The following is a 25,582-nucleotide window of genomic DNA, read 5'->3' as shown; positions in this document are numbered from 1 at the left end:
TTTACGTGTATCCCGTGGCGAAAGACCGCCGATAAACAGGTTATCGACGGCCATTTTGAAGCCATTGGTGAATAAAATTAGCAACCTGCTCTGCCTGATTGATATCAAGTACCGGAAGTACAGTGTTTATCTCAGTATCCGCTGCGATTGCGATAACATATTCATCGATCAAGTCACTTAATTCTCTGCCCAACGATTGGCGAAATAAGGCTATTTTAGCGATCTTTTCATGTTTAAAGCCCTCAACCAGTATCAGATCGAGGGTCGAGGCATCCATTTTCCCTACCAACTCGTAAATATTGGGTTCTTCCTGTTCTGGGGTCTCCGTCATTAATGCCCATCTTTGATTGCTGGCAACAATGGTTTGTGCCGCGCCCGCTTTACGCAGTTCATAGCTGTCTTTGCCGGGCGTATCAATATCCATTTGGTGATGCGTATGCTTAATTAATCCGATTCTAACGCCATGATTAATCAGCAGAGGGATGACGTGTTTAAGTAATGTTGTTTTACCTGTACCGCTATAAGCAGCAACGGCAAGTAATGGGAGATGATTAGAATGCACCGCGTTGATCCTCCCAATTGGATAAGTCTTCAGGTGAATTCAGATTACGAAAGGCCTCAGGCTGATCGTTAAATGAAACGACTTTTGCTCCAACCTGTTCCATAAACAGCATCAGCTTACGATTTCCGACATGCAGGTAGGTTTCTAGTGGTTCAATAAGATTTTTATTGATTAAGAGTAATGTGGGATGTGGGCGCTCTCCGTCAGTGGCATAAGCTGCATTTGCTTCCCCTCGTGCTTGCCACAAACGGTGTACTAGATCGAGAGGGAAAGTTGGTACATCGCAGGGGACGAATACCACCCATTCGGACGTAGAGGCATGTAACCCGCTTAGAATACCTGCCAGCGGGCCAGGAAAGCTTGTATCAAAGTCGCCAATAATTTGGCATCCACTTTGTGCATAGATAGCCTGATTGCGGTTGGCACTGATAATAACCTCGTCGACCTGTGCTTTAAGCCGAGAGAGAACGTGTTGGTATAGTGGCTGACCGTTCAGTGTTATCAGCCCCTTATCGTTTCCACCCATGCGCGTTGCACGTCCGCCTGCAAGAATAACGCCTGTAATCATTTTACTTTCCAAGTATCTATACCCACTTTCCTTTATTCTGAAAGTTTTTGAGGGATAAGTTCCACGCTATTCTCTGAAAACTTTCGTAGAAGACCAAGTTCTTTCCTCATGTACACAAGGCTGTTATTTTTATCACTATATGCTCAATATCGATCAAGTAGCTTTCTGCATATTGAAATTTATTGAGTACAAATCGTTTTTAAGGAGAAAAAAATGAAATGTCATCGTGTTAATGAGTTGATTGAGTTACTGCACCCAGCCTGGCAAAAAGAACCCGATTTAAATCTGGTGCAATTTTTACAAAACCTTGCACAGGAGGCGGGGTTCGAGGGGCAGTTAAATGAACTGACTGATGATATCCTTATTTACCACCTAAAAATGCGTGATGCAGATAAAGAACAAGTCATTCCCGGTTTGAAGAAAGACTATGAAGAGGATTTTAAGACCGCTTTGCTTCGTGCCCGGGGAGTGATTAAAGACTAGTGGAAAGGAATAACACGTTCATGATGCTAACTATTGCACGCGTATCTTTTATGTTGTCTCTGACCCGTTGTGGCTGTGATGAATAGTCCGGTATTTAATTTCCAGACGCTGTTCCCTGATCTGATCATGGATGCCTTGCTGGATGTTGGGCTGCGTGTTGATTCTGGCCTGACGGCGTTAAACAGCTATGAAAATCGGGTGTATCAGTTTGCGGATGAAGATCGTAAACGATTCGTGGTGAAATTTTATCGCCCTGAACGGTGGAGTACGGCACAGATTCAGGAAGAGCATATTTTTGCCCAGCAATTAGCAGAAGATGAAGTCCCTATTGTCGCGCCCATTTTGCTTAATGGGCAGACTCTGAACGTCTACGAAGGATTTCATTTTGCCGTATTCCCTAGCGTAGGTGGTCGGCAGTATGAAATGGATAATGAAGACCAGCTAGAGTGGGTCGGCCGTTTTCTCGGAAGGATTCATCAAACGGGGCAAAAATCGTTATTTACCGAGCGTCCAACTATTGGGGTAAATGAATATCTGCATGAACCTTATCGGCTGTTGGAGACATGTCCGCTCATACCGCAAATACATCGACATGATTTTTTACAGGTAACCCGTCAACTGATTGATACAGTTGAAACTTATTGGCACAACGACTGGCGACCACTGCGTTTACATGGGGATTGCCATCCTGGAAATATTTTGTGGCGTGATGGCCCGCTATTTGTTGACTTGGATGATGCCCGTAATGGTCCGGCAATACAGGATTTATGGATGTTGTTGCATGGCGATCGCCGTGAACAACGCATTCAATTGGATATCCTGCTCGAAGCCTATAGCGAATTTGCAGAATTTCAGGAGAAAGAACTCGCGCTGATTGAACCACTTCGTGCAATGCGACAGATTTATTATCTGGCTTGGGTTGCTCGTCGCTGGGAAGACCCCGCTTTTCCGAAAAATTTCCCCTGGATGACGGATGCTGATTTTTGGTTGAAGCAAACGGCAATATTTATTGGGCAAACTCAGCTGTTGCAGGAGCCTCCTCTACAGCTAATGCCAATGTACTGAAATTAAATGGAGAGAGTGAAATTTATGAAAAGATTATGGCTTGCGCTGATTGGCATGGTTCTGGCATTTAGTGCTTCTGCTGCAGAGTTTTCTGACGGCAAACAATATGTAGAATTAGATAAACCTGCGACTCAAGAACCTCAGGTCCTCGAGTTTTTCTCATTCTATTGCCCGCACTGCTATCAATTTGAGCAGGTTTACCATGTTCCAGATGCAGTAAAAAAAGCGCTGCCAGAAGGGACGAAGATGACACGTTATCACGTGGACTTCCTGGGCCCATTGGGTAAAAACCTGACTCAAGCCTGGGCTGTGGCCATGGCGCTGGGTGTAGAAGATAAAATTACCCCTCTGATGTTTGATGCGGTTCAGAAAACACAGACCGTACAAAAGCCGGAAGATATTCGCGACGTCTTTGTTAAAGCCGGCGTGAGTGCGGAAGAGTTTGATGGTGCGCTGAATAGCTTTGTTGTGAAATCTCTGGTTGCCCAGCAGGAAAAAGCGGCCGCAGATTTACAATTACGCGGCGTTCCGGCCATGTTCGTTAACGGTAAATATATGATCAAGAATGATGGTCTTGATACCAGTTCAATGGACGGATATGTAAAACAGTACGCTGAGGTAGTGAAGTTCCTCGTTACCAAGAAGTAATTATTTAATAAGTCATGCGGGTAAAACCGCATGACTGTATACCTTTTCGCTGCTCACCTTCTTATCTTTATATCTCCATAACCTCAATAGCTATTTATCTCTTTGTTTATATCCACAAATTGGATGACGGTTTATCATGCCTCAAAAATAAACAATTTATATTATAACTACATGAAATTAATGAATATAAAAAAAAGACGTAAGATAACAGAAGAAATTAATAATTAACGGGATAAAATTATTCACAAAGTTATCCACAGGAAGATCTTGCGAAGATCCATGCAAAATCAGCCAATATCTTACGTTAAGGATCGTCTCTTTCCCTGACCTATGGCATGCTTAGCGCCATGACAGACAACAACGATCACGGCAGGCTATGGCTCAGATTGCAGAAAACCCTTTAATACTGGTAGACGGTTCATCCTATTTGTATCGTGCTTATCACGCTTTTCCACCGTTAACAAATAGCGCGGGAGAAGCCACCGGTGCAATGTATGGCGTACTGAATATGCTACGCAGTTTGCTGCTGCAATATCAGCCCAGCCATGTTGCCGTTGTTTTTGATGCGAAAGGGAAAACGTTTCGCGATGAGCTGTTCGAAAACTATAAGGCTCATCGCCCACCTATGCCGGAGGATCTGCGCGAACAGATAGAGCCTCTGCATAATATGGTGAAAGCGATGGGGCTGCCGCTTTTGGCGGTTTCCGGTGTAGAAGCGGATGATGTGATCGGCACGCTTGCTGTTCAGGCGGAAAAAGCAGGTAAGCCAGTGCTGATCAGTACCGGCGATAAAGATATGGCACAGCTGGTGACGCCAAGTGTGACGCTCATTAATACCATGAATAACAGCATTCTTGGCCCACAGGAAGTGTGTGATAAATACGGTATTCCTCCAGAGCTGATTATCGATTTCCTTGCGCTGATGGGAGATGCGTCGGATAACATTCCCGGCGTACCCGGCGTGGGTGAAAAAACGGCGCAGGCGCTATTGCAAGGTCTTGGTGGGCTGGATTCGTTGTATGCCAATCTGGATAAAATTGCCGAGCTCTCTTTCCGTGGTGCGAAAACCATGGCGCCGAAGCTGGAACAGCATAAAGACGTGGCCTACCTCTCTTATCAGCTCGCCACCATTAAAACGGATGTTGAGTTGGATCTTAGCAGCGAGCAGCTTACCGTTAATGAACCGGACGTGGATGAGCTGCATCGTCTCTTTTCCCGTTATGAATTTAAACGCTGGTTATCAGATGTTGAATCCGGTACCTGGCTGGAAGGTAAAAAAAGCAGTCAGCCTGTTCCGGCTGTGAGCAAAGTGGTTGTTGAGCAGGTTGCTGAAGAGAGCAACGCGCCAGCGCTTTCTGCCGACGGTTATGTCACGATTCTTGATGAAGAAACGCTGCTCGATTGGATTGAGCGTCTAAAACAGGCTGAGGTTTTCGCTTTTGATACGGAAACCGACGGGCTGGATACGCTCACCGCCAATCTGATTGGTTTGTCATTTGCGATTAAGCCAGGTGAAGCGGCTTATTTGCCATTAGCGCATGACTATCTGGATGCGCCGGAACAGTTGGATCGCGCCAAGGTACTGGCCTTGTTCAAGCCGCTACTGGAAGATGAGAAGCTGCTTAAGATTGGTCAGAATCTCAAATTTGATAAAGGCGTGATGCAGCGGTACGACATTGATTTGCGCGGTATCGCGTTTGATACCATGTTGGAATCCTACGTGCTCGACAGTGTGGCGGGTCGCCACGATATGGATAGTCTGGCCGAACGCTATCTGAACCACAAAACCATTACCTTTGAAGAGATCGCGGGTAAGGGGAAAAATCAGCTGACGTTTAATCAGATCGCACTGGAACAGGCTGGGCCTTATGCGGCCGAGGATGCGGACGTCACGCTGCATCTGCATCAGAAGCTGTGGGGGAAACTGCAACCGCATGCCGACCTGTGTCAGGTCTTCCAGACTATCGATATGCCGCTGGTGCCAGTTTTATCCCGCATCGAGCGTACAGGCGTGCTGATCGATCCTGCGATTCTGGCGGAGCATTCAAAAGAGCTGACAACCCGTCTGGCGGAGCTGGAAACACAAGCGTATGAGCTGGCGGGCGAAGAGTTCAATCTCTCATCGACCAAGCAGCTACAGGGTATTCTGTATGAAAAGCAAAAGCTGCCGATTCTGAAGAAAACGCCAAAAGGTGCACCGTCAACTAATGAAGAAGTGTTGGCTGAACTGGCGCTGGATTACCCTCTGCCAAAGCTGATTCTGGAATATCGTGGCTTGGCCAAGCTGAAATCTACTTACACTGACAAGTTACCGCTGATGATCAATCCGGCGACGAAGCGTGTGCATACGTCTTATCACCAGGCTGTCACTGCGACCGGGCGTTTGTCTTCCAGCGATCCTAACCTGCAAAACATCCCGGTGCGTAATGACGAAGGGCGTCGTATTCGTCAGGCATTCATTGCGCCGAAGGGCTACAGCATTGTAGCGGCGGACTACTCGCAAATCGAACTGCGTATCATGGCGCACTTATCCGGTGATAAAGGGCTGTTGAACGCGTTTGCGAACGGGCTAGATATCCACCGGGCAACGGCGTCAGAAGTGTTTGGCACCGCGCTGGATAAGGTGACATCAGAACAGCGTCGCAGTGCGAAAGCGATCAACTTTGGTTTGATCTACGGCATGAGCGCGTTTGGTCTGTCGCGTCAGTTGAATATTCCCCGTAGCGAATCGCAGAAATACATGAACCTGTATTTTGAGCGCTATCCAGGCGTGCAGGATTACATGGAGCGCACGCGCCAACAGGCCGCGGAACATGGCTATGTGTCTACATTGGATGGTCGCCGTCTCTACCTGCCAGACATCCATTCTCGTAATGCGATGGCGCGTAAAGGTGCGGAACGTGCGGCGATTAACGCCCCGATGCAGGGCACTGCTGCTGACATTATTAAGAAAGCAATGATCGCGATTGACGATTGGCTACAGAAAGACGCGCCGCAGGTGAAAATGATCATGCAGGTTCACGATGAGCTGGTTTTCGAGATCCATGATTCTGTTATTGAAGAATCCATTAGTAAAATCAAAGCATTAATGGAAGGTTGCATGGAATTGAATGTCCCGTTGCAGGTTGACATTGGTACGGGCATGAACTGGGATGAAGCACATTAATGGCCGATTTTTGTGCTATTTCTGTAATTAAATAACAGTATTGTGTGACCTGGTTTAACTTTGTGTAATCGATAACCATTTTCTATGAAAGTAAACAACAAAAAATCCTTTGTTCCCGTGAAAAAATAGGGTAGAGTTAAAGACGTAGGGTACAGAGGTAAGATGTTCTATCTTTCAGACCTTTTACTTCACGTAATCGGATTTGGCTGAATATTAGCCGCCCCGCTCAGTTTTGAGCGGGGCGTTTTTTATGGGCTTTATTCAGGTTTTTACCCTCAAAACGGCGATAGCTACGTGACGGGTAGCAAGGTGTCTTCACGAATTCGAGTGTGAAAAGAACGCCTCTGGTGGGTGATCATTGCGGGAACGTAGGGGCGTGATGCGAGTGATGATTCTCAGCACCACGCGAAAGGATTATTCTGCTTCTTGTTCTTCTTCAGCGTGTTCCAACGTGCTGAACCAGTTGTCTAACTTCTGTCGTAGTTTATCGACACCGAGTTTTTTCAGTGATGAAAACGCTTCGACCTGAATATCACCCATAAATGGCAAGACAGCCTCGCGAACCATATTCAACTGTGCCTTACGTGCACCTGAAGCCAGCTTATCGGCTTTGGTCAGCAGCACTAAAACTGGAAGTTCGACATCGACTGCCCACTGAATCATTTGCTGATCGAGATCTTTTAGCGGATGACGAATATCCATTAGCACAACCAGGCCTTTCAGGCTGTTGCGCTTTTGCAGGTATTCACCGAGCGCACGTTGCCATTTGATCTTCATTTGCTCCGGCACTTCGGCATAGCCATAGCCGGGGAGATCGACCAAACGCACGCCGTCGGTCACCTCGAACAGGTTGATCAACTGGGTACGGCCTGGTGTTTTACTGGTTCGAGCCAGGTTCTTCTGGTTGGTCAGCGTGTTCAGCGCGCTGGATTTTCCGGCGTTAGAGCGCCCAGCAAAGGCCACTTCAATACCGCTATCTGTTGCCAGATGGCGAATATCCGGGGCGCTGATGATAAAACGCGTCATGTGGTAGTTATATTGCTGGGTCACGATGGTTATCTCTATCTGGATCTCTGTCTGGTTGGGGATTATACCTGTAACTGACAATAAAGGCGGGTTTATCTGCCTTAAAGTGCAGCAGACTGATGTGAAAAGAAAAGCTCAGCCGTCTGATGTGTACGCTTTTTTATTACTCAGCTTTCTGCTAGATTCCGCCGCACTTCCCTTATATCTGTGTACCTGAGAACAACATTATGAACCGACCTGTCAAAGGGGCTGCCGATAAGGCAGGAAAACCCAAAGTAAAAAGAAAGACTCGTGAAGAGTTAGAGCGTGAAGCGCGTGAGCGGAAGAAAGATAAAAAGCATCGTGGTCACGTGGCGGGAAGCCGAACTCAGGAAAAAGCGTCTACCGATCAGCGTTCTGGTCAGCGTAAAGCCGCCGATCCGCGTATTGGTAGTAAAAAGCCTGTACCGCTTGGCGTGTTAGATAGCGCTGTTGCGAAACCTAAGCCTAAGTCGAAGTCTTCTGCGCCTGTGGAGAACGTCGTTGCTGCCAAGCCGACAATGTCTCCGGAAGAAGAGCTGGAAATGTTAGAAAACGATTCACGTCTGGATGCCTTGTTGGATCGTCTAGATAGCGGTGAAACGCTGAGCGCCAAAGATCAATCATGGGTAGATGAAACGCTGGATCGTATCGATATCCTGATGGAAGAGCTTGGCATTGAGCTAGGTGATGATGACGAAGAAGAGCCGCAGGAAGATATGTTGCAGCTTTTGAAACGTAATAACCCGAAAGACGCGTTCTAATCAATGAAATGGCTGTTTCTGTTCCTGATATTGCTGGTTACGTTTTATCTGCTCTATCTGTTCAGTAAACTATGGCTATTGTCGAAGCGTAAGCACCGATTGCACCGCGCCCTATTTAACGGGCGCGTAAATCAGGTTCGACGCCCCAGACAAAAACGCCGGGAGCGTTTTTGAACGTCACAACGTGACGGCCCTTTAGGGCGAGTCTCAAGGATGAGGCGAGTAACAAAACGCCGGGAGCGTTTTTGAACGCCATTGTCGGCGATCTAAAGGAGGGGAAGGATAACCCACCGAGTAAAAACTGGAAGGAGTGAGCGAATATGTCGATACCGTCCGTTGACTGGGATCTGGCCCTGATTCAAAAATATAACTATTCCGGGCCGCGTTATACGTCTTATCCCACAGCGTTAGAATTCAGTGAAGCTTACGATGAGCCAGCGTTTCAGCAGGCCATCGCCCGTTATCCTCAGCGACCGCTGTCGCTGTACATCCACATCCCTTTTTGCCATCGGCTGTGCTATTTCTGTGGCTGTAATAAGCTGGTTACGCGTCAGCAGCATAAAGCGGATGAATATCTTGATGTGCTGGAGCAGGAAATTCGCCAGCGTGCGCCGCTATTCGCTGGACGAACGGTGACGCAGTTACATTGGGGCGGCGGTACGCCAACTTACCTGAATAAAGTACAAATCAGCCGACTGATGTCGCTGCTGCGCGAGCTGTTCTCTTTTTCCGAGCTGGCTGAGCTGTCGCTTGAAGTCGATCCGCGAGAAATTGAGCTGGATGTCCTCGATCATTTGCGTGCCGAAGGGTTTAATCGCCTGAGCATGGGTGTGCAGGATTTTAATAAAGACGTTCAGAAGCTGGTTAATCGCGAGCAGGATGAAGACTTTATTTTTGCCCTCATTGAGCGAGCAAAAGCGCTGGGCTTCACTTCAACTAACATCGATTTGATTTATGGCCTGCCGAAGCAAACGCCGGAAAGCTTCGCCTTTACGCTACAGCGCGTTGCGGAATTAAGCCCGCACCGGCTGAGCGTTTTTAACTATGCGCATCTACCCAGTCTGTTCGCGGCACAGCGCAAGATTAAAGAAGCGGATTTACCGAGCGCGGAGCAAAAGCTGGATATTCTGCAACAGACGATTGGGTCGCTGACGCAATCGGGCTATCAGTTTATCGGTATGGATCACTTTGCTCGCCCGGACGATGAGCTGGCGGTAGCACAGCGAGAAGGGAAACTGCACCGCAATTTCCAAGGCTATACGACACAGGGCGATAGCGATCTGCTTGGGATGGGCGTTTCGGCGATTAGTATGATCGGTGATAGCTATGCTCAGAACCAGAAGGAGCTGAAGCAGTATTATGCGCAGGTCAAAGACAAAGGAAATGGCCTGTGGCGCGGGTTACAGCTGACGCGTGACGATTGCCTTCGTCGCGATGTGATTAAGACGTTAATCTGTAATTTCCAGCTCAGCTATGCGCCGATTGAAGCAGAATATGCGATCGATTTTAAAACCTACTTTGAGCAGGATTTAGTGTTGTTGGCTCCACTGGTGGCTGATGGGCTGGTCGATAGTCTGGAAGACGGGCTGGTGGTGACGCCGAAAGGGCGTCTGCTGATCCGCAATATCTGTATGTGCTTTGACGTCTACCTGCGTAACAAGCTCAGAACGCAGCAATTTTCCCGCGTGATTTAAATAAAAAACAGCCAGTCGATGTTATCTCCGACTGGCTGTTCTCTAATTTTTCGATGATCAACTAAAGAAGTTAATCAGTGCAGCACACAGAACGGCGGCAATAGCAGCCTGCGGCGAGTGGCTCGCCGCGGAGCCAATTTCAGCACCGTGTGTTGCTACGGAAATCAATGAGTCCAGCATGGTATTCCTCCCGAATCAGCGACACGATCATACTGCTGACTCGAGGCAAGTAAAGGACAAATTAATGACAATTTCGTGCGCCAGATTGTATTTTTTATCACCAGTTTGTTTATTAACAATTGAGCAATAAAAAAGCAATCTTGCTACTCCATTCCCAGCTCTTTTAATTTACGCGTCAGGGTATTTCTGCCCCATCCCAGCAATCTTGCCGCTTCCTGTTTATGCCCCTGCGTATGTCGCAGTGCTGTCGTCAGCAACGTCCTTTCCATTTCTGGCTGTGCTTCCGCCAGCAGGTTTTGATGACCGGAACGCAGCGCGCGATCGGCCCATTGTGCTAACAGCGTAGCCCAACTGTCCGGCAGAATATGCACGGTGGAATCCGGTGCTGTGGTCTCGAACAGTTCAGGCGGCAGATCCTGAATCAATACTTCCTGACCGGCGGCCATGACCGTCAACCAGCGGCAGGTATTTTCCAATTGGCGCACGTTGCCGGGCCACGGTAAACGGGTCAGCGCTGTTTCCGCTTCTGGATGCAGATTCTTCGGCTCGACGCCCAGCTCTTTGGCCGTGGCCTGTAAGAAATAACGTGCCAGACGAGGGATATCTTCCCGGCGTTCACGCAGCGGCGGTAGATGAACCCGGATCACGTTCAGGCGGTGAAACAGATCCTCACGGAACTTGCCTTCCTGCACGCGCTGTTCAAGATTTTGGTGCGTTGCCGCGATAATGCGGACATCCACTTTCACCGCCGCGTAGCCGCCAACGCGATAAAACTGTCCGTCTGCCAATACGCGCAACAGACGTGTTTGCACGTCTAGCGGCATGTCGCCGATTTCATCCAGAAACAACGTCCCACCATCGGCCTGCTCAAAGCGGCCCTGACGAATTTGGTTGGCGCCCGTAAACGCGCCTTTTTCATGGCCGAACAGTTCTGATTCGATCAGATCTTTGGGTATGGCGGCCATATTCAGCGCGATAAAAGGGGCTTTGGTACGCGGGCTGTGGCGATGCAGGGCGTGTGCCACCAGCTCTTTACCGGTTCCCGATTCGCCGTTAATCAGCACGCTGATTGACGAGCGAGACAGGCGGCCGATGATGCGAAAGACATCCTGCATCGCGGGCGCTTCGCCGATAATATCTGTTGTCGGGCCATTGATCGGTTGGCTGCGTACCGGCTGCTGCTGTTCCAGATAATGGCTGATCGCGCGCTCAACCAGCGCAACGGCTTCATCAATATCGAACGGCTTCGGCAAATAGTCGAACGCACCCTGTTGATAAGCACTGACGGCGGCATCCAAATCGGAATGCGCCGTCATAATGATGACCGGAAGCATCGGGTGGCGCTGTTTGATTTGCTGTAAGAGCGCTAATCCATCCATCCCTGGCATGCGGATGTCGGACAGCAGAACGTCGGGCGTTTGTGTTGCTAGCGCATGCAATACCTGATTTCCGTTCTCAAACGTTGCGCAGGTTAAACCCGCACCAGCAAGCGCGCGCTCAAGCACCCAACGGATGGAGCTATCGTCATCGACAATCCAGACTATCCCTCGTTGCATTGTGAACCTCACTGGCGAATGGGCAGGTAAACCGAGAATTCGGTGTGTCCTGGCCAACTGTTAAATTCAATTTTACCGGAGTGCTGGTCGATAAGACTGCGGGCGATGGAAAGCCCTAAACCGGTTCCCCCTTCGCGCCCGCTCACCATCGGGTAAAACAGTGTGTCCTGAAGTTGAGCCGGTACGCCGGGGCCGTCATCTTCCACGTCAATACGTGCGGCGAGGCGATAGCGCACGCCGTGTAATGTAAGCTGAAAAGCCGTGCGGGTACGTATCGTAATCGTTCCGCCTTCCTCGCCCAGCGCCTGTAGCGCATTGCGGGTAATATTCAGCAGTACCTGTTCAATCTGGTCAGGGTCGTGTGTCAGCTCTGGCAGGCTGGGATCATAGTCTTTCACCAGCGTTACATTGTCTGGCTTTTCCAGTGACACGAGCTGACAAACGCGTTCGGCGACCTGATGGATACTTTGGGTGACGTGCAGGCCGGGCTGCTGAGGCCCGAGCAGGCGATCGACCAAATTACGCAGGCGGTCCGCCTGTTCGATGATGACCTTGGTATATTCTGTCAATGCCGGATCGGGCAAGGCTTTAGCAAGCAACTGTGCGGCACCGCGTAATCCGCCAAGCGGATTTTTTATCTCATGCGCCAGACCCCGGACTAAATCACGGGCAGCCTGCTGTTGTGCATGTTGAAGCTGTTCCTGACTGAGACGGCGCTGGTTATCCATCGGCGCCATTTCCAGTAGGATAAAATCGTTTTGTACCCGCTGAGCGGTGAGCGACATGATGTGCGCTTTACCATCTACGACGAGAGTGACTTCGTTATCCGTAAAACCTTGCCCTGAATCCAGACTTTCACGCAGTAAATCGATATTCAGAGAAAAGTATCCCAGCAAATCGGGCAGCGGTGTGCCAGATAATTTACGCGAGCTTTGTGCCAGTAATTGCTGTGCTGCCGGGTTGGAATAGTGAATAGCCAGATCGTTATCCAGCAATAAGATGCTGTTTATCAGGGAATTTAGGATCTGCCCAGCATCGGGCAGCGTGCCTGTTGCCATAACGCAGACTCCCGCACCAGCATGGTGCATTGTAGTGTGGATGATGGATGTTACGTCGCAACGGCCAATGCCGGCGGTGAAAAAAGCCCATCCGAAGATGGGCTGAAGCGTTTCCACGGCAACAAGAACAAACTTCTTAGTATTCTGTTGTTTATCGGTGATGGTCGGGTATCAGCACACCCAACCACACCGAGGTAGAGATTAAACGCTGTAGTACAGTTCGAACTCAACTGGGTGCGGCGTCATACGAACGCGGTCAATCTCAGATTTACGCAGTTCGATATACGCTTCGATAGCGTCGTCGGTGAACACGCCACCACGGGTCAGGAACTCGCGGTCTTCGTTCAGTGCAGCCAGGGCCTCGTCCAGAGAACCTGCAACTTTTGGAATCTCTGCTTCTTCTTCTGGCGGCAGGTCGTACAGGTTTTTGTCCATAGCATCGCCAGGGTGGATTTTGTTGATGATGCCGTCGAGGCCAGCCATCAGCAGTGCAGCGAAGCACAGGTATGGGTTAGCTGCTGGATCCGGGAAGCGCGCTTCAATACGACGTGCTTTCGGGCTGGCAACAACCGGGATACGGATTGAAGCAGAACGGTTACGGGCAGAGTAAGCCAGCATAACTGGGGCTTCGTAGCCAGGGACCAGACGCTTGTAAGAGTTGGTGGTCGGGTTCGCCAGGGCGTTGATGGCTTTAGCGTGCTTGATAACACCGCCGATGTAGAACAGAGCCAGTTCAGACAGGCCGCCGTATTTGTCGCCAGCGAACAGGTTAGTACCGTCTTTAGACAGAGACATGTGGCAGTGCATACCAGAACCGTTATCACCGAACATAGGTTTTGGCATGAAGGTCGCGGTTTTACCGTAAGCGTGAGCTACGTTATGCACGACATATTTGTAGATCTGAATTTCGTCCGCTTTTTTGGTCATAGTGTTGAAGCGGGTAGCCACTTCGTTCTGACCAGCAGTTGCCACTTCGTGGTGGTGAGCTTCAACAACCAGACCCATTTGCTCCATGGTCAGACACATAGCAGAACGGATGTCCTGTGATGAATCGACTGGTGGAACTGGGAAGTAGCCGCCTTTCAGACCTGGACGGTGACCTTTGTTACCGCCTTCGTATTCTTTACCGGAGTTCCAGTAAGCTTCGACGTCGTCGATAGCAACGTGAGAACCAGAAGTGCTGCTGCCGAAACGAATGTCATCGAACAGGAAGAATTCTGGCTCTGGCCCGAACAGGACGGTATCGGCAATGCCGGAAGAACGCAGGAAATCTTCCGCACGTTTTGCGATAGAACGTGGGTCACGATCGTAGCCCTGCATGGTGCCTGGCTCAAGGATGTCACAACGAATGATCAGCGTGGAATCTTCGAAGAACGGATCGATCATCGCGGTGCTGGCATCTGGCATCAGAACCATGTCTGACTCGTTAATACCTTTCCAGCCGCCAATCGAGGAACCATCAAACATTTTACCTTCTTCGAAGAAGTCGGCATTGACTTGATGAGCCGGAATGGTGACGTGCTGCTCTTTACCTTTAGTATCCGTGAAGCGTAAATCAACAAACTTCACTTCGTGCTCATTCAGCATCGTCAAAACATGTTCTGCGGACATACTTGGTTCTCCCGATTGGTCATTTATCGTCGTGGAACGAATATCGTTGTGGATTGATGTTGTTGCCGTGAGTAGACTAAAGCTAAAAGTGTGCCAACTTTTTAAATGTGTGCAATGTGTTGCTACTTGGGACTTTCTCATAGAAATCCACTGCACCATTATAGTCTAAAGCACCAAAATGGTGCTTCATGTGTGAATTATTGCACTTATTTAGTGCATTCGTGTTCGCTTGTAGCGCTTTTGCACCGTGAAAGGGATCACAAAGCAGGCAGCTCTAGGTTGTTTATCATAGATGCTTGTGATCTTGTTTAGTCCCTCGATTAATACGTGTACAATAGCGCGCTATTTCTAAATGCCTGAGGCAAAGCTGTGATCGAAAATTTGCGTAACATCGCCATTATTGCGCACGTTGACCATGGGAAAACCACCCTGGTCGACAAGCTGTTGCAACAATCCGGAACGTTCGGTGAACGTGTCGAAGCAACCGAGCGTGTAATGGACTCCAACGATTTGGAGAAAGAGCGTGGAATTACCATCCTCGCAAAAAATACCGCCATTAATTGGAAAGACTACCGCATTAACATCGTAGATACCCCGGGACACGCCGACTTCGGCGGCGAGGTTGAGCGTGTAATGTCGATGGTTGACTCGGTACTGCTGGTTGTTGATGCGATGGATGGCCCGATGCCGCAAACGCGTTTCGTGACCAAAAAAGCATTTGCCAACGGTCTGAAGCCGATTGTGGTTATCAACAAAGTTGACCGTCCTGGCGCGCGTCCTGACTGGGTTGTCGATCAGGTATTCGACCTGTTCGTGAACCTGGATGCGACTGACGAACAGCTGGATTTCCCGATCATTTATGCTTCTGCGCTGAATGGTATCGCGGGTCTTGACCATACCGACATGGCGGAAGATATGACCCCGCTGTATCAGGCGATTGTCGATCACGTGTCTCCGCCTCAGGTTGAGATGAATGCGCCGTTCCAGATGCAGATCTCTCAGCTGGACTACAACAACTATGTTGGCGTTATCGGTATCGGCCGTATCAAGCGCGGTAAAGTGAAGCCTAACCAACAAGTGACTATTGTTGATAGCGAAGGCAAAACCCGTAACGGTAAAGTCGGTAAAGTTCTGACTCACCTGGGTCTGGAGCGTATTGACGCAACCGAAGCGGAAGCAGGCGATATCATCGCGATCACCGGTCTGGGCGAGCTGAACATTTCCGACACCATCTGCGATCCGCAGAATGTCGAAGCGCTGCCAGCACTGAGCGTCGATGAACCTACAGTTACCATGTTCTTCAACGTCAACACTTCACCGTTCTGTGGTAAAGAAGGTAAGTATGTTACGTCGCGCCAGATTCTGGAGCGTCTGAACAAAGAGCTGGTGCACAACGTTGCCCTGCGCGTTGACGAAACCGAAGATGCCGATGCGTTCCGCGTTTCTGGCCGTGGTGAATTGCACCTGTCGGTTCTGATCGAAAACATGCGTCGTGAAGGCTTTGAACTGGCCGTGTCACGTCCGAAAGTTATTAACCGCGTTATCGATGGCCGTAACCAAGAGCCGTTTGAAAACGTGACGCTGGACATCGAAGAACAGCACCAGGGTTCAGTCATGCAAGCCATGGGTGAGCGTAAAGGTGATGTGAAAGACATGATTCCAGATGGTAAAGGTCGTATCCGTCTGGATTACCTGATCCCAGCTCGTGGTCTGATCGGTTTCCGTACCGAATTCATGACCATGACGTCTGGTACAGGTCTGCTGTACTCCACGTTCAGCCACTACGATGATGTGCGTCCGGGTGAAATCGGCCAGCGTCAGAACGGCGTACTGATCTCTAACGGTCAGGGTAAAGCCGTCGCGTTTGCGCTGTTCAGCCTGCAGGATCGCGGTAAGCTGTTCCTCGGACACGGTGCAGAAGTGTATGAAGGCCAAATCATTGGTATTCACTCACGTTCTAACGATCTGACAGTAAACTGTCTGACCGGTAAGAAACTGACCAACATGCGTGCATCAGGTACTGACGAAGCAACCACGCTGGTTCCGGCGATCAAAATGTCTCTGGAACAAGCGCTGGAGTTCATTGATGACGACGAACTGGTTGAAGTTACGCCACAGTCTATCCGTATTCGTAAACGTCACCTGACCGAAAACGATCGTAAACGCGCTAGCCGCGGCAGCAAAGACGTCTAATTTCAGACAGATTTGTATGGTTACGCAACAGGGCACCTTCGGGTGCCCTGAATTTTATGCACTTTCTTCCACTTTAACCTTTCCTTATATTTCCACCCTGTTCAGTTTCTCCATTTCCCGCTACAGTGAAAATCCTACGATTACGTCAGGAGGTGGCTGCCATGCTGTATATCTTTGATTTGGGTAATGTCGTCATCGATATTGATTTCAAAAGAGTATTAGGCGTCTGGAGTAATCTGAGTAGCGCGCCGCTCGCGACGTTGCAAGAACGTTTCGTTATGGGCGAGGCGTTTGAACAGCATGAGCGGGGTGAGATCAGCGATGAAGAATTTGCGACCAGACTGTGTCAGGAAATGGGTATCGCCCTGAGCTTCGAGCAATTCACCGCAGGCTGGCAGGCTATCTTTGTCGCGTTGCGTCCCGAGGTTATCGACATCATGCAGCGCCTGCGTCAGGAAGGGCACCGCGTGGTGATTCTGTCGAACACCAACCGCCTTCATTGTTCACACTGGCCGGTGTTATTCCCGGAAGTGGGGGCAACGGCTGACAGGGTCTATCTGTCGCAAGATATTGGATTGCGTAAGCCGGAATTGGCGATTTATCAGTATGTCCTGACGCAGGAAGGCGTTACGCCAGCGCAGGCTGTCTTTTTTGACGATAATGCCGCGAACGTCGATGCTGCACAGAGTTTGGGCATTCACAGCATTCTGGTGACCGATCGTCAGGTGGTGCCGGATTTTTTTGCTATGCAGGCGGCGACAGCTAAAGCATGATTTATATCGCAGGGGCGGACACAGCCCCTATTGGGAATGACGACATCAGGAGTTGTTGGGTTTTATGATTGCGCTAATTCAGCGGGTTTCCAGCGCCAGCGTTACGGTGGAAGGCAAGGTCATTGGGGAGATCGATAAAGGTTTGCTGATCTTGCTGGGCGTTGAGCAGGGCGATGACGAACAAAAAGCCACGCGACTCTGTGAGCGCGTGTTGGGCTACCGCATATTCGGTGACGATGACGGGAAAATGAATCTCAATGTTCGTCAGGCTGGCGGCAATGTGCTGGTGGTTTCGCAGTTTACGCTGGTGGCCGATACGCAGCGTGGCATGCGGCCTGGGTTTTCTCGCGGTGCACATCCCTCGGAGGCCGATCGCCTCTATCAGTATTTTGTCGGACAGTGTCGTGAGCAAGGCGTTCACACGGAAACGGGGCAGTTTGCGGCAGATATGAAAGTGGCATTGGTGAATGACGGCCCGGTGACGTTTTGGCTACAGACATAACGTTGCAGGCGCCGTTGCCGCTATCGCGCTGTGTATCCGTTTGTCAGCGGTCTGATCTTATGAACCCCGATGCAATAAGGCATCTCGGTATAGAGGAAGGGTTATGTATCATCTGAGAGTACCTGAAAGCGCAGAAGAACTGGATGCGTACTATCAATTCCGCTGGGAAATGCTGCGTAAACCTCTGCGTCAGCCGTTAGGCTCCGAGCGCGATGCCTACGATGCTCTGGCACATCACCAAACCGTGGTGGATGAACAGGGAAGGCTGGTCGCGATAGGCCGTCTTTCTATCAATGCAGATAATGAAGCGGCAATTCGCTTTTTAGCGGTTCATCCCGACGTGCGTGGGAAAGGGTTAGGCACGTTGCTTGCGATTACTCTGGAGTCCGTGGCGCGTCAGGAAGGCGTCAAGCGCGTGGTCTGTAGCGCCCGTGAAGACGCAATGGATTTCTTCTCCAAGCTGGGTTTTGTTAACCAGGGCGAAATCACCGCACCACAAACGACGCCTGTGCGACACTTTCTGATGATTAAACCGGTGGCGACGCTGGATGATATTTTGCACCGCCCTGACTGGTGCGGACAGCTACAACAGGCCTGGTACGATCACATCCCTTTGAGTGAAAAGATGGGGGTGCGGATAAGCCAGTACACCGGGAAGAAATTTATCACCACCATGCCTGAAACGGGCAACCAAAACCCACACCACACGCTTTTTGCCGGCAGCATGTTTTCTCTCGCGACGCTCACCGGTTGGGGGCTAATCTGGCTGTTACTGCGTGAACGGCACCTCGGCGGAACGATTATTCTGGCGGATGCGCACATTCGTTACAGCACGCCAGTGAGTGGCCGACCGAGCGCAGTTGCTGATTTAGGGTCGCTGAGTGGCGATCTTGATCGTCTGGCGCGTGGGCGTAAGGCACGCGTGCAGTTAAATGTCGAGCTGTTCGGTGATGACAATAAAGGGGCGCTATTTGAAGGGGTGTATATCGTGCTGCCTGCCCAGCCGGATGCACCACTGGAAGAAGGCGGTTCGGAAGTAGATTAACTCGCAGTGACCATATTATGATGGCCTTCCTATCGGAACATCACGTTGCATGTTAGCCAGCAGCATTTCGCCATAATAATACACGTGATTCTGACTGTGTGATGTTGCTGACAAAGTCCGTAGAGCGGGAGTAACGGATAGATCGTAAAGACGCTGCAAGTACATCCATGTAAGCTCGGCTTGCGCGAATATGAATCTCATCCCTGAGATTCACCCTTGCAGGGCCGTCGCTAGCGACGTTCAAAAACGTTCCTGACGTTTTTGTCCCTGGCGCAAACGCTTTACTCTTCTATTCCGTTACTCCCGTTTCCATTTGGTAAATAGATTTGCCAACAGCCTGGCCCCGTGTATTGAAAGCGCAATCATTCTTGCGTTTCTGCCACGGTTCCCTGATGCATTTGCTGTCTGATTGGGCGATCGTTGCTATCCACACCCTGCAGCGTACCGTTTAGCGTTGGCTTCAGCGGTGTATTGGCGGCAAGCCGCCCATTCAACTGTAATTGCAGATTCGTGTTGCCTGTCGGTGCGGTTGCGGGTTCTGGCCATCCCCAGCGCGTCAGAACATCCAGCGGCACGGCGCGCCCCGTCAGCGACAGGGAGAAATTACGTGCCGGTTGCTGGCTGATGGTCGCCTTGGCCTCCAGCATGCCATTTTGCGTAAATGCGCTGAGTTCGTTAATGGCGATCTGGTTATCGTTGGCTACCAGCGCCAGTGAAGGGCGGCGCACATCGACTTTATTGAACGTCGCGTCGCTGGCATTAAGATTCAACGATCCTGTCCAGACTCCCCACTGGTGGTCGCGTGCTAACAGCAAATCACTGCCGTAGCCATCCAGCGCGGTGAGCTGGAACGGGAAATCCGGGTTGATATCGATCAGCAGGTTGCGATTGGCCGTGAATTTTCGCACATTCACTTCTGCCAGCCATGATGGCAGCGTCGCTTGCCACCGCTGACGCCAGTCGCCGGGGAGTGTGTACTCCATCCCTGCGACAACAAATTCGTTCAGCTGTAAGCGCCGATTACTACGTTGCCAGTTGCCGTTAGTGCGCAGTAAACCGCCTTCCCAGCGTGTGGAAAACTGTTTGATGTTAACGCCTGCCGGTGACAAATCCAGATTCACGATAGGGTCGATCAGGTGCATGTTGCCGTTCACAATATCGGTCGCATTGAACGACAGCGTTCCCCCTTCGCTCTGCCAGTCATTCTGCTTAAACGTGACATTTTGCAGGGCAACATCCAGATCGATAAACGCCCATCCCGGCCCTTCAATACGGGCATCAATCAGATCAAAGCGGTTGACCGTAACGGAAGGCAGTTCGGTCACTGGTTGCCAGAAGGCTTCCGGCGTTCTCTGTGTTTGCAAACGGACATTGCTGAGTCGGAGGTTACCGATCTGCCAACTGCCGTCTTCCGCGCGGCTGGCGTTGCCCGTTAGCTGCCCTTGAGCAACATCGGCACCAAAATTGCTCAAAATCAGCTGGTTATGGTTGATTTCACCCTGAACCAAGACCTGGCTGGCGGGAATATCGTTAAGTTCGAGTGAGCGGGCGCTGAGCTGGAACTGCCCCTGCTTGCCCAGTAGATAGCCCGCCTCGGGTTGCCACGGCGTCATCCCGCCGTTGATCTGCTGGCCATTCAGGCGCCAATCACCGTCCTTTGCCTGCAGTGCCATCGTACGTAGCTGTAGCACATCGGCTTCGATAGGGAGTGTGGCGGCCTGTGAAGAAAGGTTTAACGTACCGCCTTCTAGCTCCAGACTGGCAAAATGACGTGGTTCGGTAAGTTGACGCACGCTAAACCCGGCTGAAACCTGCTTGGCGGTGAGCGTCGGCGGCTGGTTTTTCTGACCAAAACTGACATCGGTGAGTTGGATGTGATCGGCTGTTGACCAATCATGATTGATTTTTCCCAGTGACAACTGGTAGTCGGTGTTCTGGTTTACCCAATTACTTACCCAGCCTGCCGCCCAACTGGTTTGCAGTAATACGTATACGACTACCAGCGCTAAAAAGGCTAGCAGCAGTAGGGTCAGCAATAATTTCCCGATAAATTTCATCGTGTCAGTCCATGCCAATCGTCAGGGAGAACTGTTCTTATGCCGCAATTTCCCTGAAGGCTCAATAGGTAATGCTGTTACAGACAGTAAAAAGCGAGCGGTGTTGCATCACCGCTCGCTTTTACATGAACTGAACAGAAATTATTGCGGGCTGGCGCTATTTTTCTTCGTGTGGGAAAACCAAATTCAGCACGATTGCGGTAATCCCGCCAGCGGCAATACCGGAAGACAGTAACGTTTTAATCCAATCCGGCGCAAATTGCAGAATCAGCGGCTGCTGAGACACGCCAAGGCCAACGGCCAGCGATAGCGCAATAATCATGATTGCGCGACGGTTCAACGGCTCACGGGACACAATGCGCACACCGGACGCCGCGATCGTACCAAACATTACGATAGTGGCGCCGCCCAGAACCGGCTCTGGAATATGCTGCACAAATCCGCTAACGGCAGGGAACAACCCCAGTGCGATCAGCATCAGCGAAACCACGAAACCCACATAGCGACTGGCAACACCGGTAAGCTGGATGACGCCGTTATTCTGGCCGAAGCAAGAGTTAGGGAAGGTATTGAATACGGCGGAAAGGCAAGAGTTCAGGCCATTGGCCAGCACGCCGCCTTTTAAACGTTTCATGTACAGCGGGCCTCTGACTGGCTGCTCAGAAACGTCAGAGGTCGCCGTGATGTCACCGATGGTTTCCAACGACGTTACCATGAAGACCAGCATCAGCGGGATTAACAGGTTCCAGTCAAAGCCTAAACCGTAATACAGCGGTGTTGGCATCATGATCGCTGTATCGTGTTGCGAGGATGTGTTTTCCGGCAGCATACCCATTAGCCAGGCACCCAGATAGCCCACCGCCATGGCAATCACCAGCGAGGCGACGCGCAGGTAGGGGTTACGCTGGCGGTTCAGCAGAATAATAACCAGCAATACCACACCTGCCAGCAATAAGTTCTTAGGCGCACCGAAGGTGTTATTACCCATAGCGGCATAACCGCCGCCGATAGAAGTCAGGCCGACCTGAATCAGCGACAGACCAATGATCATCACCACAATGCCGGAAACCAGCGGGGTAATGATGCGGCGGGTTAAATGCAGGAAGCGTGAAAGAATGATTTCAGTGAAGGATGCGACCATCAGCGTACCGAACAGCGCCGCCATCATGGTGGGAACATCTGCGCCACCATTCTTTAGTGCCAATCCACCCATAATCAGTGGCGTCACGAAGTTAAAGCTGGTGCCCTGAATAGACAGCAGGCCAGAACCGACGGGGCCCCAGGTTTTAATTTGTAGAATAGAGGCCAGACCGGAAGCGAAAAGCGACATGCTGATGATGCGCTGCGTATCATGAGCGGGTAAACCCAATGCCTGACAGATCAGTAGCGCGGGGGTAATCACCGCAACAAACATGGCCAACAGGTGCTGGCTGGCGGCGAACAGCGTTTGCGGCAGCGGCGGCCTGTCTTCAAGACGATAGATGAGTTCACTGCGCTGAGGTGCGGCAGCGGCTTCTGTTTGGGACGTTTCCGTGGTGGTAGTCATGATGTAAGTTGGCGTTCCTGAAACGACAAAGAGCGCATTTTAATGATCTCTTTGTCGAAAGCAAACGTTTGCTAACGCATCTTTTCGATATGAATTTTGTCTGATAAGCAAAGCCTTATTATTTAAGAGGATATACCCGTCATACTTCAAGCTGCATGTGCGTTGGTCGCGTTCACTCACCCGAATCACTTACTTGAGTAAGCTCATCGGGATTCCTTCGCTTGCCGCCTTCCTGCAACTTGAATTATTTAGTGTATTTTTAAAAAAATGAAGAATGCGCTGCCGCGATTAGGCGTTGGTGTAGCGTGCACGCTCGGGTAGCCAGCGTTCAATTAGCGCAATGGCATGTTCGGGGTAGTGTTCATGGAGATGGCGCGCAACGCGCTGCACCTGCGGAATCAAGTCCTGATCGCGCAGGAGGTCGGCCACTTTGAACTCGGCATTGCCCGTTTGCCGCGTACCTAATAATTCGCCCGGTCCGCGAATTTCCAGATCGCGCTGAGCGATCACAAAACCATCGTTGCTATCGCGTAGAACCTGAAGCCGTTTCTGTGCGGTTTTGCTCATTGGCGTTTTGTAGAGCAGTACGCAGTGGGATGCCACCGCGCCGCGTCCGACGCGCCCGCGCAACTGGTGCAGTTGCGCCAGACCCAAACGCTCCGGGTTCTCAATGATCATCAGACTGGCGTTGGGGACATCCACGCCCACCTCGATGACGGTGGTCGCCACCAGCAGTTGTAGTTCGCCCTGTTTGAAAGCCTGCATCACCGCCTGTTTTTCCTGTGCTTTCATGCGGCCATGAACCAATCCGACCTTGAGATTCGGCAGCGCAGCCTTTAGCTCTTCGCTGGTGGCTTCTGCCGCCTGTGCTTCCAGTAGATCGGATTCTTCGATCAGCGTACACACCCAATAGGCCTGCCGCCCTTCCTGCTGGCAGGCGCTATTCACGCGCTCGATGATATCGTTGCGACGTGAATCCGGTATGGCGACCGTGGTGACGGGCGTTCTGCCCGGCGGCAGTTCATCAATGACGGACGTATCCAGATCGGCATAGGCCGTCATCGCCAGCGTGCGGGGAATTGGTGTGGCGGTCATAATCAATTGATGAGGGTGAAAGCCCTGTTCTTCGCCTTTTTCCCACAGCGCCAGGCGTTGATGCACGCCAAAGCGGTGCTGTTCGTCAATGATAACCAATGCCAGCCCGTTGAATTTCACCTGCTGCTGGAAAATAGCGTGCGTCCCGACCACCATGGAAACCTGACCGTTAGCGATAGCGTCCTGCTGTGCCTGACGCGCTTTTCCTTTCTGTTTGCCAGCCAGCCAGCCCACTTCAAGCCCCAGCGGTTCAAACCACTGACGGAAATTATGGGCGTGCTGTTCGGCCAATAGCTCTGTGGGCGCCATCAGTGCGACCTGTTTGCCGTTAGCAATGGCACGCAATGCAGCCAGCGCGGCGACCAGCGTTTTCCCTGAGCCCACATCGCCCTGCACCAGACGCATCATCGGGAAATCTTTTGCCATATCCACTTCAATTTCCGCCACGACACGTTCTTGTGCCTGAGTAGGGTTGAACGGCAGCGCGGCGAGCAGGCGTTGCTTAAGGCCGTCTTGAGCCTGTAGCGGCGAGGCTTTATGTCGCTGCTCACCGGCCCGTACGGCGAGCATACTCAGGTTATGCGCCAGCAGTTCTTCCATAATCAGCCGCTGCTGCGCCGGGTGTTTCCCGTGTTCCAGCTCGCTGAGCTGCATATCCGGTGGGGGACGATGTAACGTGCGCAGCGCATCCGGCAGGCTAATGAGGGAACGGCTCAGGGATTCAGGCAGTAACTCATCGATGTGGTTGGCGGCGAGCAACTCCAGCGCCTGATCGGTGAGTTTGCGTAGCGTTGCCTGACGAATACCCTCTGTGGAGGGATAAACCGGCGTGAGTGATTCCTGTAGCTCGACCTGCGTATTATCCCCTTGAACACGGTATTCAGGATGGATGATTTCCGCGCCGATTTTGCCGCGCTTGATTTCGCCATAAGCCGTAACGCGCTGTCCCGGTGCGAGACTGTTTTTCATCGCCGCATTGAAATTGAAGAAGCGCATGGTCAGCATGCCGCTGCCATCACTGATTTGGCAGGTCAACATGCGACGGCTGCCAAAGGTGATGTCGTTGCGTAGGATTTCACCTTCCACGGTGGCATACATGCCGGGAAGGAGATCGCCAATAGGGTAAAGGTGCGTGCGGTCTTCGTAGCGTAAAGGCAGATGTAGCAGGAGGTCCTGCACGGTTTCCAGCCCAAGTCGCGCGAGCTTCGCTGCCTGACTCGCACCCACGCCGGCGAGTGTACTCAGCGGTTGGGTGTTTAGCAGGCGGCCTTTCATCAGCACTCCGACGATTGCATCGCGGCCCACCACGGGGTATCCGCTACAATCTGACCCTGATGGTCAATATAAGGTCGAGGGAGCCCTTTGCGCTTCGCGACGCGTGCCAGTACCGGATAGCCCCCTTCAAACAGCAGGCGCTGTTGCTCTTCTTCATCCAGCGGGCTGTCTTCACGCTGGTACATGCCGGCGATCTGGCGCTGACGTTGCGCTTCATACAGGATCAACGCCGAGGCTACGGAGACATTCAGCGATTGCACCATGCCGGTCATCGGAATAATGATGTCCCGATCGGCCAGCTTGAGCGCTTCGGCAGTAATCCCGGTTTTTTCTTGTCCGAGCAGAATGCAGGTCGGGCGGGTGTAATCAATTTCCCGAAAATCGACCGCGTGTTCAGACAAATTGGTCGCCAGAACCTGCATGCCTTCTGCTTTCAGGTGGCCGACTGCATCACCGATATTGCGATGAGTTTTCACCTGAACCCAGCTATTGCTGCCTGCGGCGGAGGAAACCAGCGTTTTCATCCGGCTGGTGGGCCAAATCGCATGAACCTGATGCACGCCGACGGCATCTGCGGTACGGATAACGGCAGAAATGTTGTGGGGCTTATGCACCTGCTCCATGCAAATCGTCAGATCGGGCTGACGGCAGTTGAGCATTTCTTTTATGCGTGCATAACGTTGAGGGGTCATGACGA

Annotated in this window: 22 protein-coding genes; 11 read left to right on the top strand and 11 right to left on the bottom strand. The window is 51.2% G+C overall.

Translation table 11 applies throughout. The annotated features are described in order from the left end of the window. Positions 1–40 precede the first annotated feature (40 nt). A complete protein-coding gene (gene mobB, locus I2D83_RS21925; protein ID WP_205947301.1) occupies positions 41–562 on the bottom strand; it encodes a molybdopterin-guanine dinucleotide biosynthesis protein MobB in 522 nt (173 codons plus the stop codon). Continuing rightward, on the bottom strand, positions 552–1,130 hold the full coding sequence (mobA, locus tag I2D83_RS21920; RefSeq protein WP_181845560.1) for a molybdenum cofactor guanylyltransferase MobA: 579 nt from the start codon (positions 1,128–1,130) through the stop codon (positions 552–554). Before mobA ends, mobB begins: the two co-directional genes overlap by 11 nt. A gap of 213 nt (positions 1,131–1,343) precedes the next feature. Between mobA and I2D83_RS21915 the strand changes: the two genes are divergently transcribed. The 5 genes from I2D83_RS21915 to spfP all read left to right on the top strand — a co-directional run bounded on the left by I2D83_RS21915 (position 1,344) and on the right by spfP (position 6,702). Beyond that, positions 1,344–1,613 (top strand): YihD family protein, encoded by a 270-nt coding sequence (locus I2D83_RS21915; protein ID WP_005968263.1) that lies wholly within the window; start codon positions 1,344–1,346, stop codon positions 1,611–1,613. A 78-nt stretch (positions 1,614–1,691) separates the two neighbouring features. Further along, a complete protein-coding gene (locus tag I2D83_RS21910; RefSeq protein ID WP_205947300.1) occupies positions 1,692–2,678 on the top strand; it encodes a serine/threonine protein kinase in 987 nt (328 codons plus the stop codon). A 24-nt stretch (positions 2,679–2,702) separates the two neighbouring features. Further along, positions 2,703–3,326 carry a thiol:disulfide interchange protein DsbA gene (gene dsbA, locus I2D83_RS21905; protein WP_015842308.1) on the top strand — a complete coding sequence of 208 codons (624 nt, stop codon included), beginning with the start codon at positions 2,703–2,705 and terminating at the stop codon, positions 3,324–3,326. A gap of 376 nt (positions 3,327–3,702) precedes the next feature. Further along, on the top strand, positions 3,703–6,492 hold the full coding sequence (polA, locus tag I2D83_RS21900; RefSeq protein ID WP_181845559.1) for a DNA polymerase I: 2,790 nt from the start codon (positions 3,703–3,705) through the stop codon (positions 6,490–6,492). 162 nt (positions 6,493–6,654) lie between these two features. Next, on the top strand, positions 6,655–6,702 hold the full coding sequence (gene spfP / locus I2D83_RS22620; RefSeq protein WP_071892919.1) for a small protein SpfP: 48 nt from the start codon (positions 6,655–6,657) through the stop codon (positions 6,700–6,702). A 204-nt stretch (positions 6,703–6,906) separates the two neighbouring features. Here the strand turns inward: spfP and yihA are convergent, their stop codons facing one another. Then, the gene (yihA, locus tag I2D83_RS21895) at positions 6,907–7,542 is read right to left on the bottom strand and encodes a ribosome biogenesis GTP-binding protein YihA/YsxC (RefSeq protein ID WP_015842306.1); all 636 of its coding nucleotides are present in this window, start codon (positions 7,540–7,542) and stop codon (positions 6,907–6,909) included. Positions 7,543–7,745: 203 nt separating this feature from the next. Between yihA and yihI the strand changes: the two genes are divergently transcribed. Both yihI and hemN read left to right on the top strand, forming a co-directional pair. Next, positions 7,746–8,300 (top strand): Der GTPase-activating protein YihI, encoded by a 555-nt coding sequence (gene yihI / locus I2D83_RS21890; RefSeq protein WP_205947299.1) that lies wholly within the window; start codon positions 7,746–7,748, stop codon positions 8,298–8,300. Positions 8,301–8,620: 320 nt separating this feature from the next. Continuing rightward, the gene (gene hemN, locus I2D83_RS21885; protein WP_205947298.1) at positions 8,621–9,994 is read left to right on the top strand and encodes an oxygen-independent coproporphyrinogen III oxidase; all 1,374 of its coding nucleotides are present in this window, start codon (positions 8,621–8,623) and stop codon (positions 9,992–9,994) included. Between the two features lie 57 nt (positions 9,995–10,051). On the opposite strand, the gene I2D83_RS21880 is transcribed toward hemN, so the two are convergent. The 4 genes from I2D83_RS21880 to glnA form a co-directional block, all read right to left on the bottom strand. After that, positions 10,052–10,174 (bottom strand): YshB family small membrane protein, encoded by a 123-nt coding sequence (locus I2D83_RS21880; protein WP_015842303.1) that lies wholly within the window; start codon positions 10,172–10,174, stop codon positions 10,052–10,054. 143 nt (positions 10,175–10,317) lie between these two features. Next, complete coding sequence (glnG, locus tag I2D83_RS21875) at positions 10,318–11,730, bottom strand: nitrogen regulation protein NR(I) (protein ID WP_010281648.1); 1,413 nt, start codon at positions 11,728–11,730, stop codon at positions 10,318–10,320. A gap of 8 nt (positions 11,731–11,738) precedes the next feature. Next, on the bottom strand, positions 11,739–12,788 hold the full coding sequence (gene glnL, locus I2D83_RS21870; protein WP_005968247.1) for a nitrogen regulation protein NR(II): 1,050 nt from the start codon (positions 12,786–12,788) through the stop codon (positions 11,739–11,741). Positions 12,789–12,989: 201 nt separating this feature from the next. Further along, on the bottom strand, positions 12,990–14,399 hold the full coding sequence (gene glnA, locus I2D83_RS21865; RefSeq protein WP_015842300.1) for a glutamate--ammonia ligase: 1,410 nt from the start codon (positions 14,397–14,399) through the stop codon (positions 12,990–12,992). A gap of 369 nt (positions 14,400–14,768) precedes the next feature. On the opposite strand from glnA, the gene typA reads away from it, so the two are divergent. The 4 genes from typA (at position 14,769) to fabY (ending at position 18,912) form a co-directional block, all read left to right on the top strand. After that, positions 14,769–16,592: a ribosome-dependent GTPase TypA gene (gene typA, locus I2D83_RS21860; protein ID WP_010281652.1), complete on the top strand. Its 1,824-nt coding sequence runs from the start codon at positions 14,769–14,771 to the stop codon at positions 16,590–16,592. 161 nt (positions 16,593–16,753) lie between these two features. After that, on the top strand, positions 16,754–17,365 hold the full coding sequence (gene yihX / locus I2D83_RS21855; RefSeq protein WP_180778761.1) for a glucose-1-phosphatase: 612 nt from the start codon (positions 16,754–16,756) through the stop codon (positions 17,363–17,365). 64 nt (positions 17,366–17,429) lie between these two features. Beyond that, positions 17,430–17,867, top strand: coding sequence for a D-aminoacyl-tRNA deacylase (dtd, locus tag I2D83_RS21850; RefSeq protein WP_015842298.1), 438 nt, complete (start codon positions 17,430–17,432; stop codon positions 17,865–17,867). A 103-nt stretch (positions 17,868–17,970) separates the two neighbouring features. After that, positions 17,971–18,912, top strand: a complete 942-nt coding sequence (fabY, locus tag I2D83_RS21845) for a fatty acid biosynthesis protein FabY (RefSeq protein ID WP_015842297.1) — start codon at positions 17,971–17,973, stop codon at positions 18,910–18,912. 362 nt (positions 18,913–19,274) lie between these two features. Here fabY and I2D83_RS21840 read toward each other — a convergent pair whose 3' ends face one another. The 4 genes from I2D83_RS21840 to trmH form a co-directional block, all read right to left on the bottom strand. Next, a complete protein-coding gene (locus tag I2D83_RS21840) occupies positions 19,275–20,969 on the bottom strand; it encodes an AsmA family protein (protein ID WP_205947297.1) in 1,695 nt (564 codons plus the stop codon). A gap of 157 nt (positions 20,970–21,126) precedes the next feature. Then, entirely contained in the window at positions 21,127–22,515 is a 1,389-nt protein-coding gene (locus tag I2D83_RS21835; protein ID WP_181830085.1) for a nucleobase:cation symporter-2 family protein, read from the bottom strand. A 288-nt stretch (positions 22,516–22,803) separates the two neighbouring features. Continuing rightward, positions 22,804–24,885, bottom strand: coding sequence for an ATP-dependent DNA helicase RecG (gene recG / locus I2D83_RS21830; RefSeq protein WP_205948228.1), 2,082 nt, complete (start codon positions 24,883–24,885; stop codon positions 22,804–22,806). Beyond that, entirely contained in the window at positions 24,885–25,577 is a 693-nt protein-coding gene (gene trmH / locus I2D83_RS21825) for a tRNA (guanosine(18)-2'-O)-methyltransferase TrmH (protein WP_014913643.1), read from the bottom strand. Before trmH ends, recG begins: the two co-directional genes overlap by 1 nt. Positions 25,578–25,582 lie beyond the last annotated feature (5 nt).

It is taken from the genome of Pectobacterium aroidearum (assembly GCF_015689195.1).
In the GTDB taxonomy this organism is placed as follows: domain Bacteria; phylum Pseudomonadota; class Gammaproteobacteria; order Enterobacterales; family Enterobacteriaceae; genus Pectobacterium; species Pectobacterium aroidearum.
This window is presented reverse-complemented; position numbering and strand designations above follow the sequence as displayed.

Bases quoted from the DNA above. Each gene is read 5' to 3' on its own strand.
- fabY (WP_015842297.1), top strand. From the start codon at position 17,971: ATGTATCATCTGAGAGTACCTGAAAGCGCAGAAGAACTGGATGCGTAC.
- glnL (WP_005968247.1), bottom strand. From the start codon at position 12,788: ATGGCAACAGGCACGCTGCCCGATGCTGGGCAGATCCTAAATTCCCTG.
- recG (WP_205948228.1), bottom strand. From the start codon at position 24,885: ATGAAAGGCCGCCTGCTAAACACCCAACCGCTGAGTACACTCGCCGGC.
- I2D83_RS21840 (WP_205947297.1), bottom strand. From the start codon at position 20,969: ATGAAATTTATCGGGAAATTATTGCTGACCCTACTGCTGCTAGCCTTT.
- I2D83_RS21915 (WP_005968263.1), top strand. From the start codon at position 1,344: ATGAAATGTCATCGTGTTAATGAGTTGATTGAGTTACTGCACCCAGCC.
- I2D83_RS21880 (WP_015842303.1), bottom strand. From the start codon at position 10,174: ATGCTGGACTCATTGATTTCCGTAGCAACACACGGTGCTGAAATTGGC.
- glnA (WP_015842300.1), bottom strand. From the start codon at position 14,399: ATGTCCGCAGAACATGTTTTGACGATGCTGAATGAGCACGAAGTGAAG.
- hemN (WP_205947298.1), top strand. From the start codon at position 8,621: ATGTCGATACCGTCCGTTGACTGGGATCTGGCCCTGATTCAAAAATAT.
- glnG (WP_010281648.1), bottom strand. From the start codon at position 11,730: ATGCAACGAGGGATAGTCTGGATTGTCGATGACGATAGCTCCATCCGT.
- dtd (WP_015842298.1), top strand. From the start codon at position 17,430: ATGATTGCGCTAATTCAGCGGGTTTCCAGCGCCAGCGTTACGGTGGAA.
- trmH (WP_014913643.1), bottom strand. From the start codon at position 25,577: ATGACCCCTCAACGTTATGCACGCATAAAAGAAATGCTCAACTGCCGT.
- polA (WP_181845559.1), top strand. From the start codon at position 3,703: ATGGCTCAGATTGCAGAAAACCCTTTAATACTGGTAGACGGTTCATCC.
- I2D83_RS21910 (WP_205947300.1), top strand. From the start codon at position 1,692: ATGAATAGTCCGGTATTTAATTTCCAGACGCTGTTCCCTGATCTGATC.
- yihX (WP_180778761.1), top strand. From the start codon at position 16,754: ATGCTGTATATCTTTGATTTGGGTAATGTCGTCATCGATATTGATTTC.
- dsbA (WP_015842308.1), top strand. From the start codon at position 2,703: ATGAAAAGATTATGGCTTGCGCTGATTGGCATGGTTCTGGCATTTAGT.
- yihI (WP_205947299.1), top strand. From the start codon at position 7,746: ATGAACCGACCTGTCAAAGGGGCTGCCGATAAGGCAGGAAAACCCAAA.
- I2D83_RS21835 (WP_181830085.1), bottom strand. From the start codon at position 22,515: ATGACTACCACCACGGAAACGTCCCAAACAGAAGCCGCTGCCGCACCT.
- mobA (WP_181845560.1), bottom strand. From the start codon at position 1,130: ATGATTACAGGCGTTATTCTTGCAGGCGGACGTGCAACGCGCATGGGT.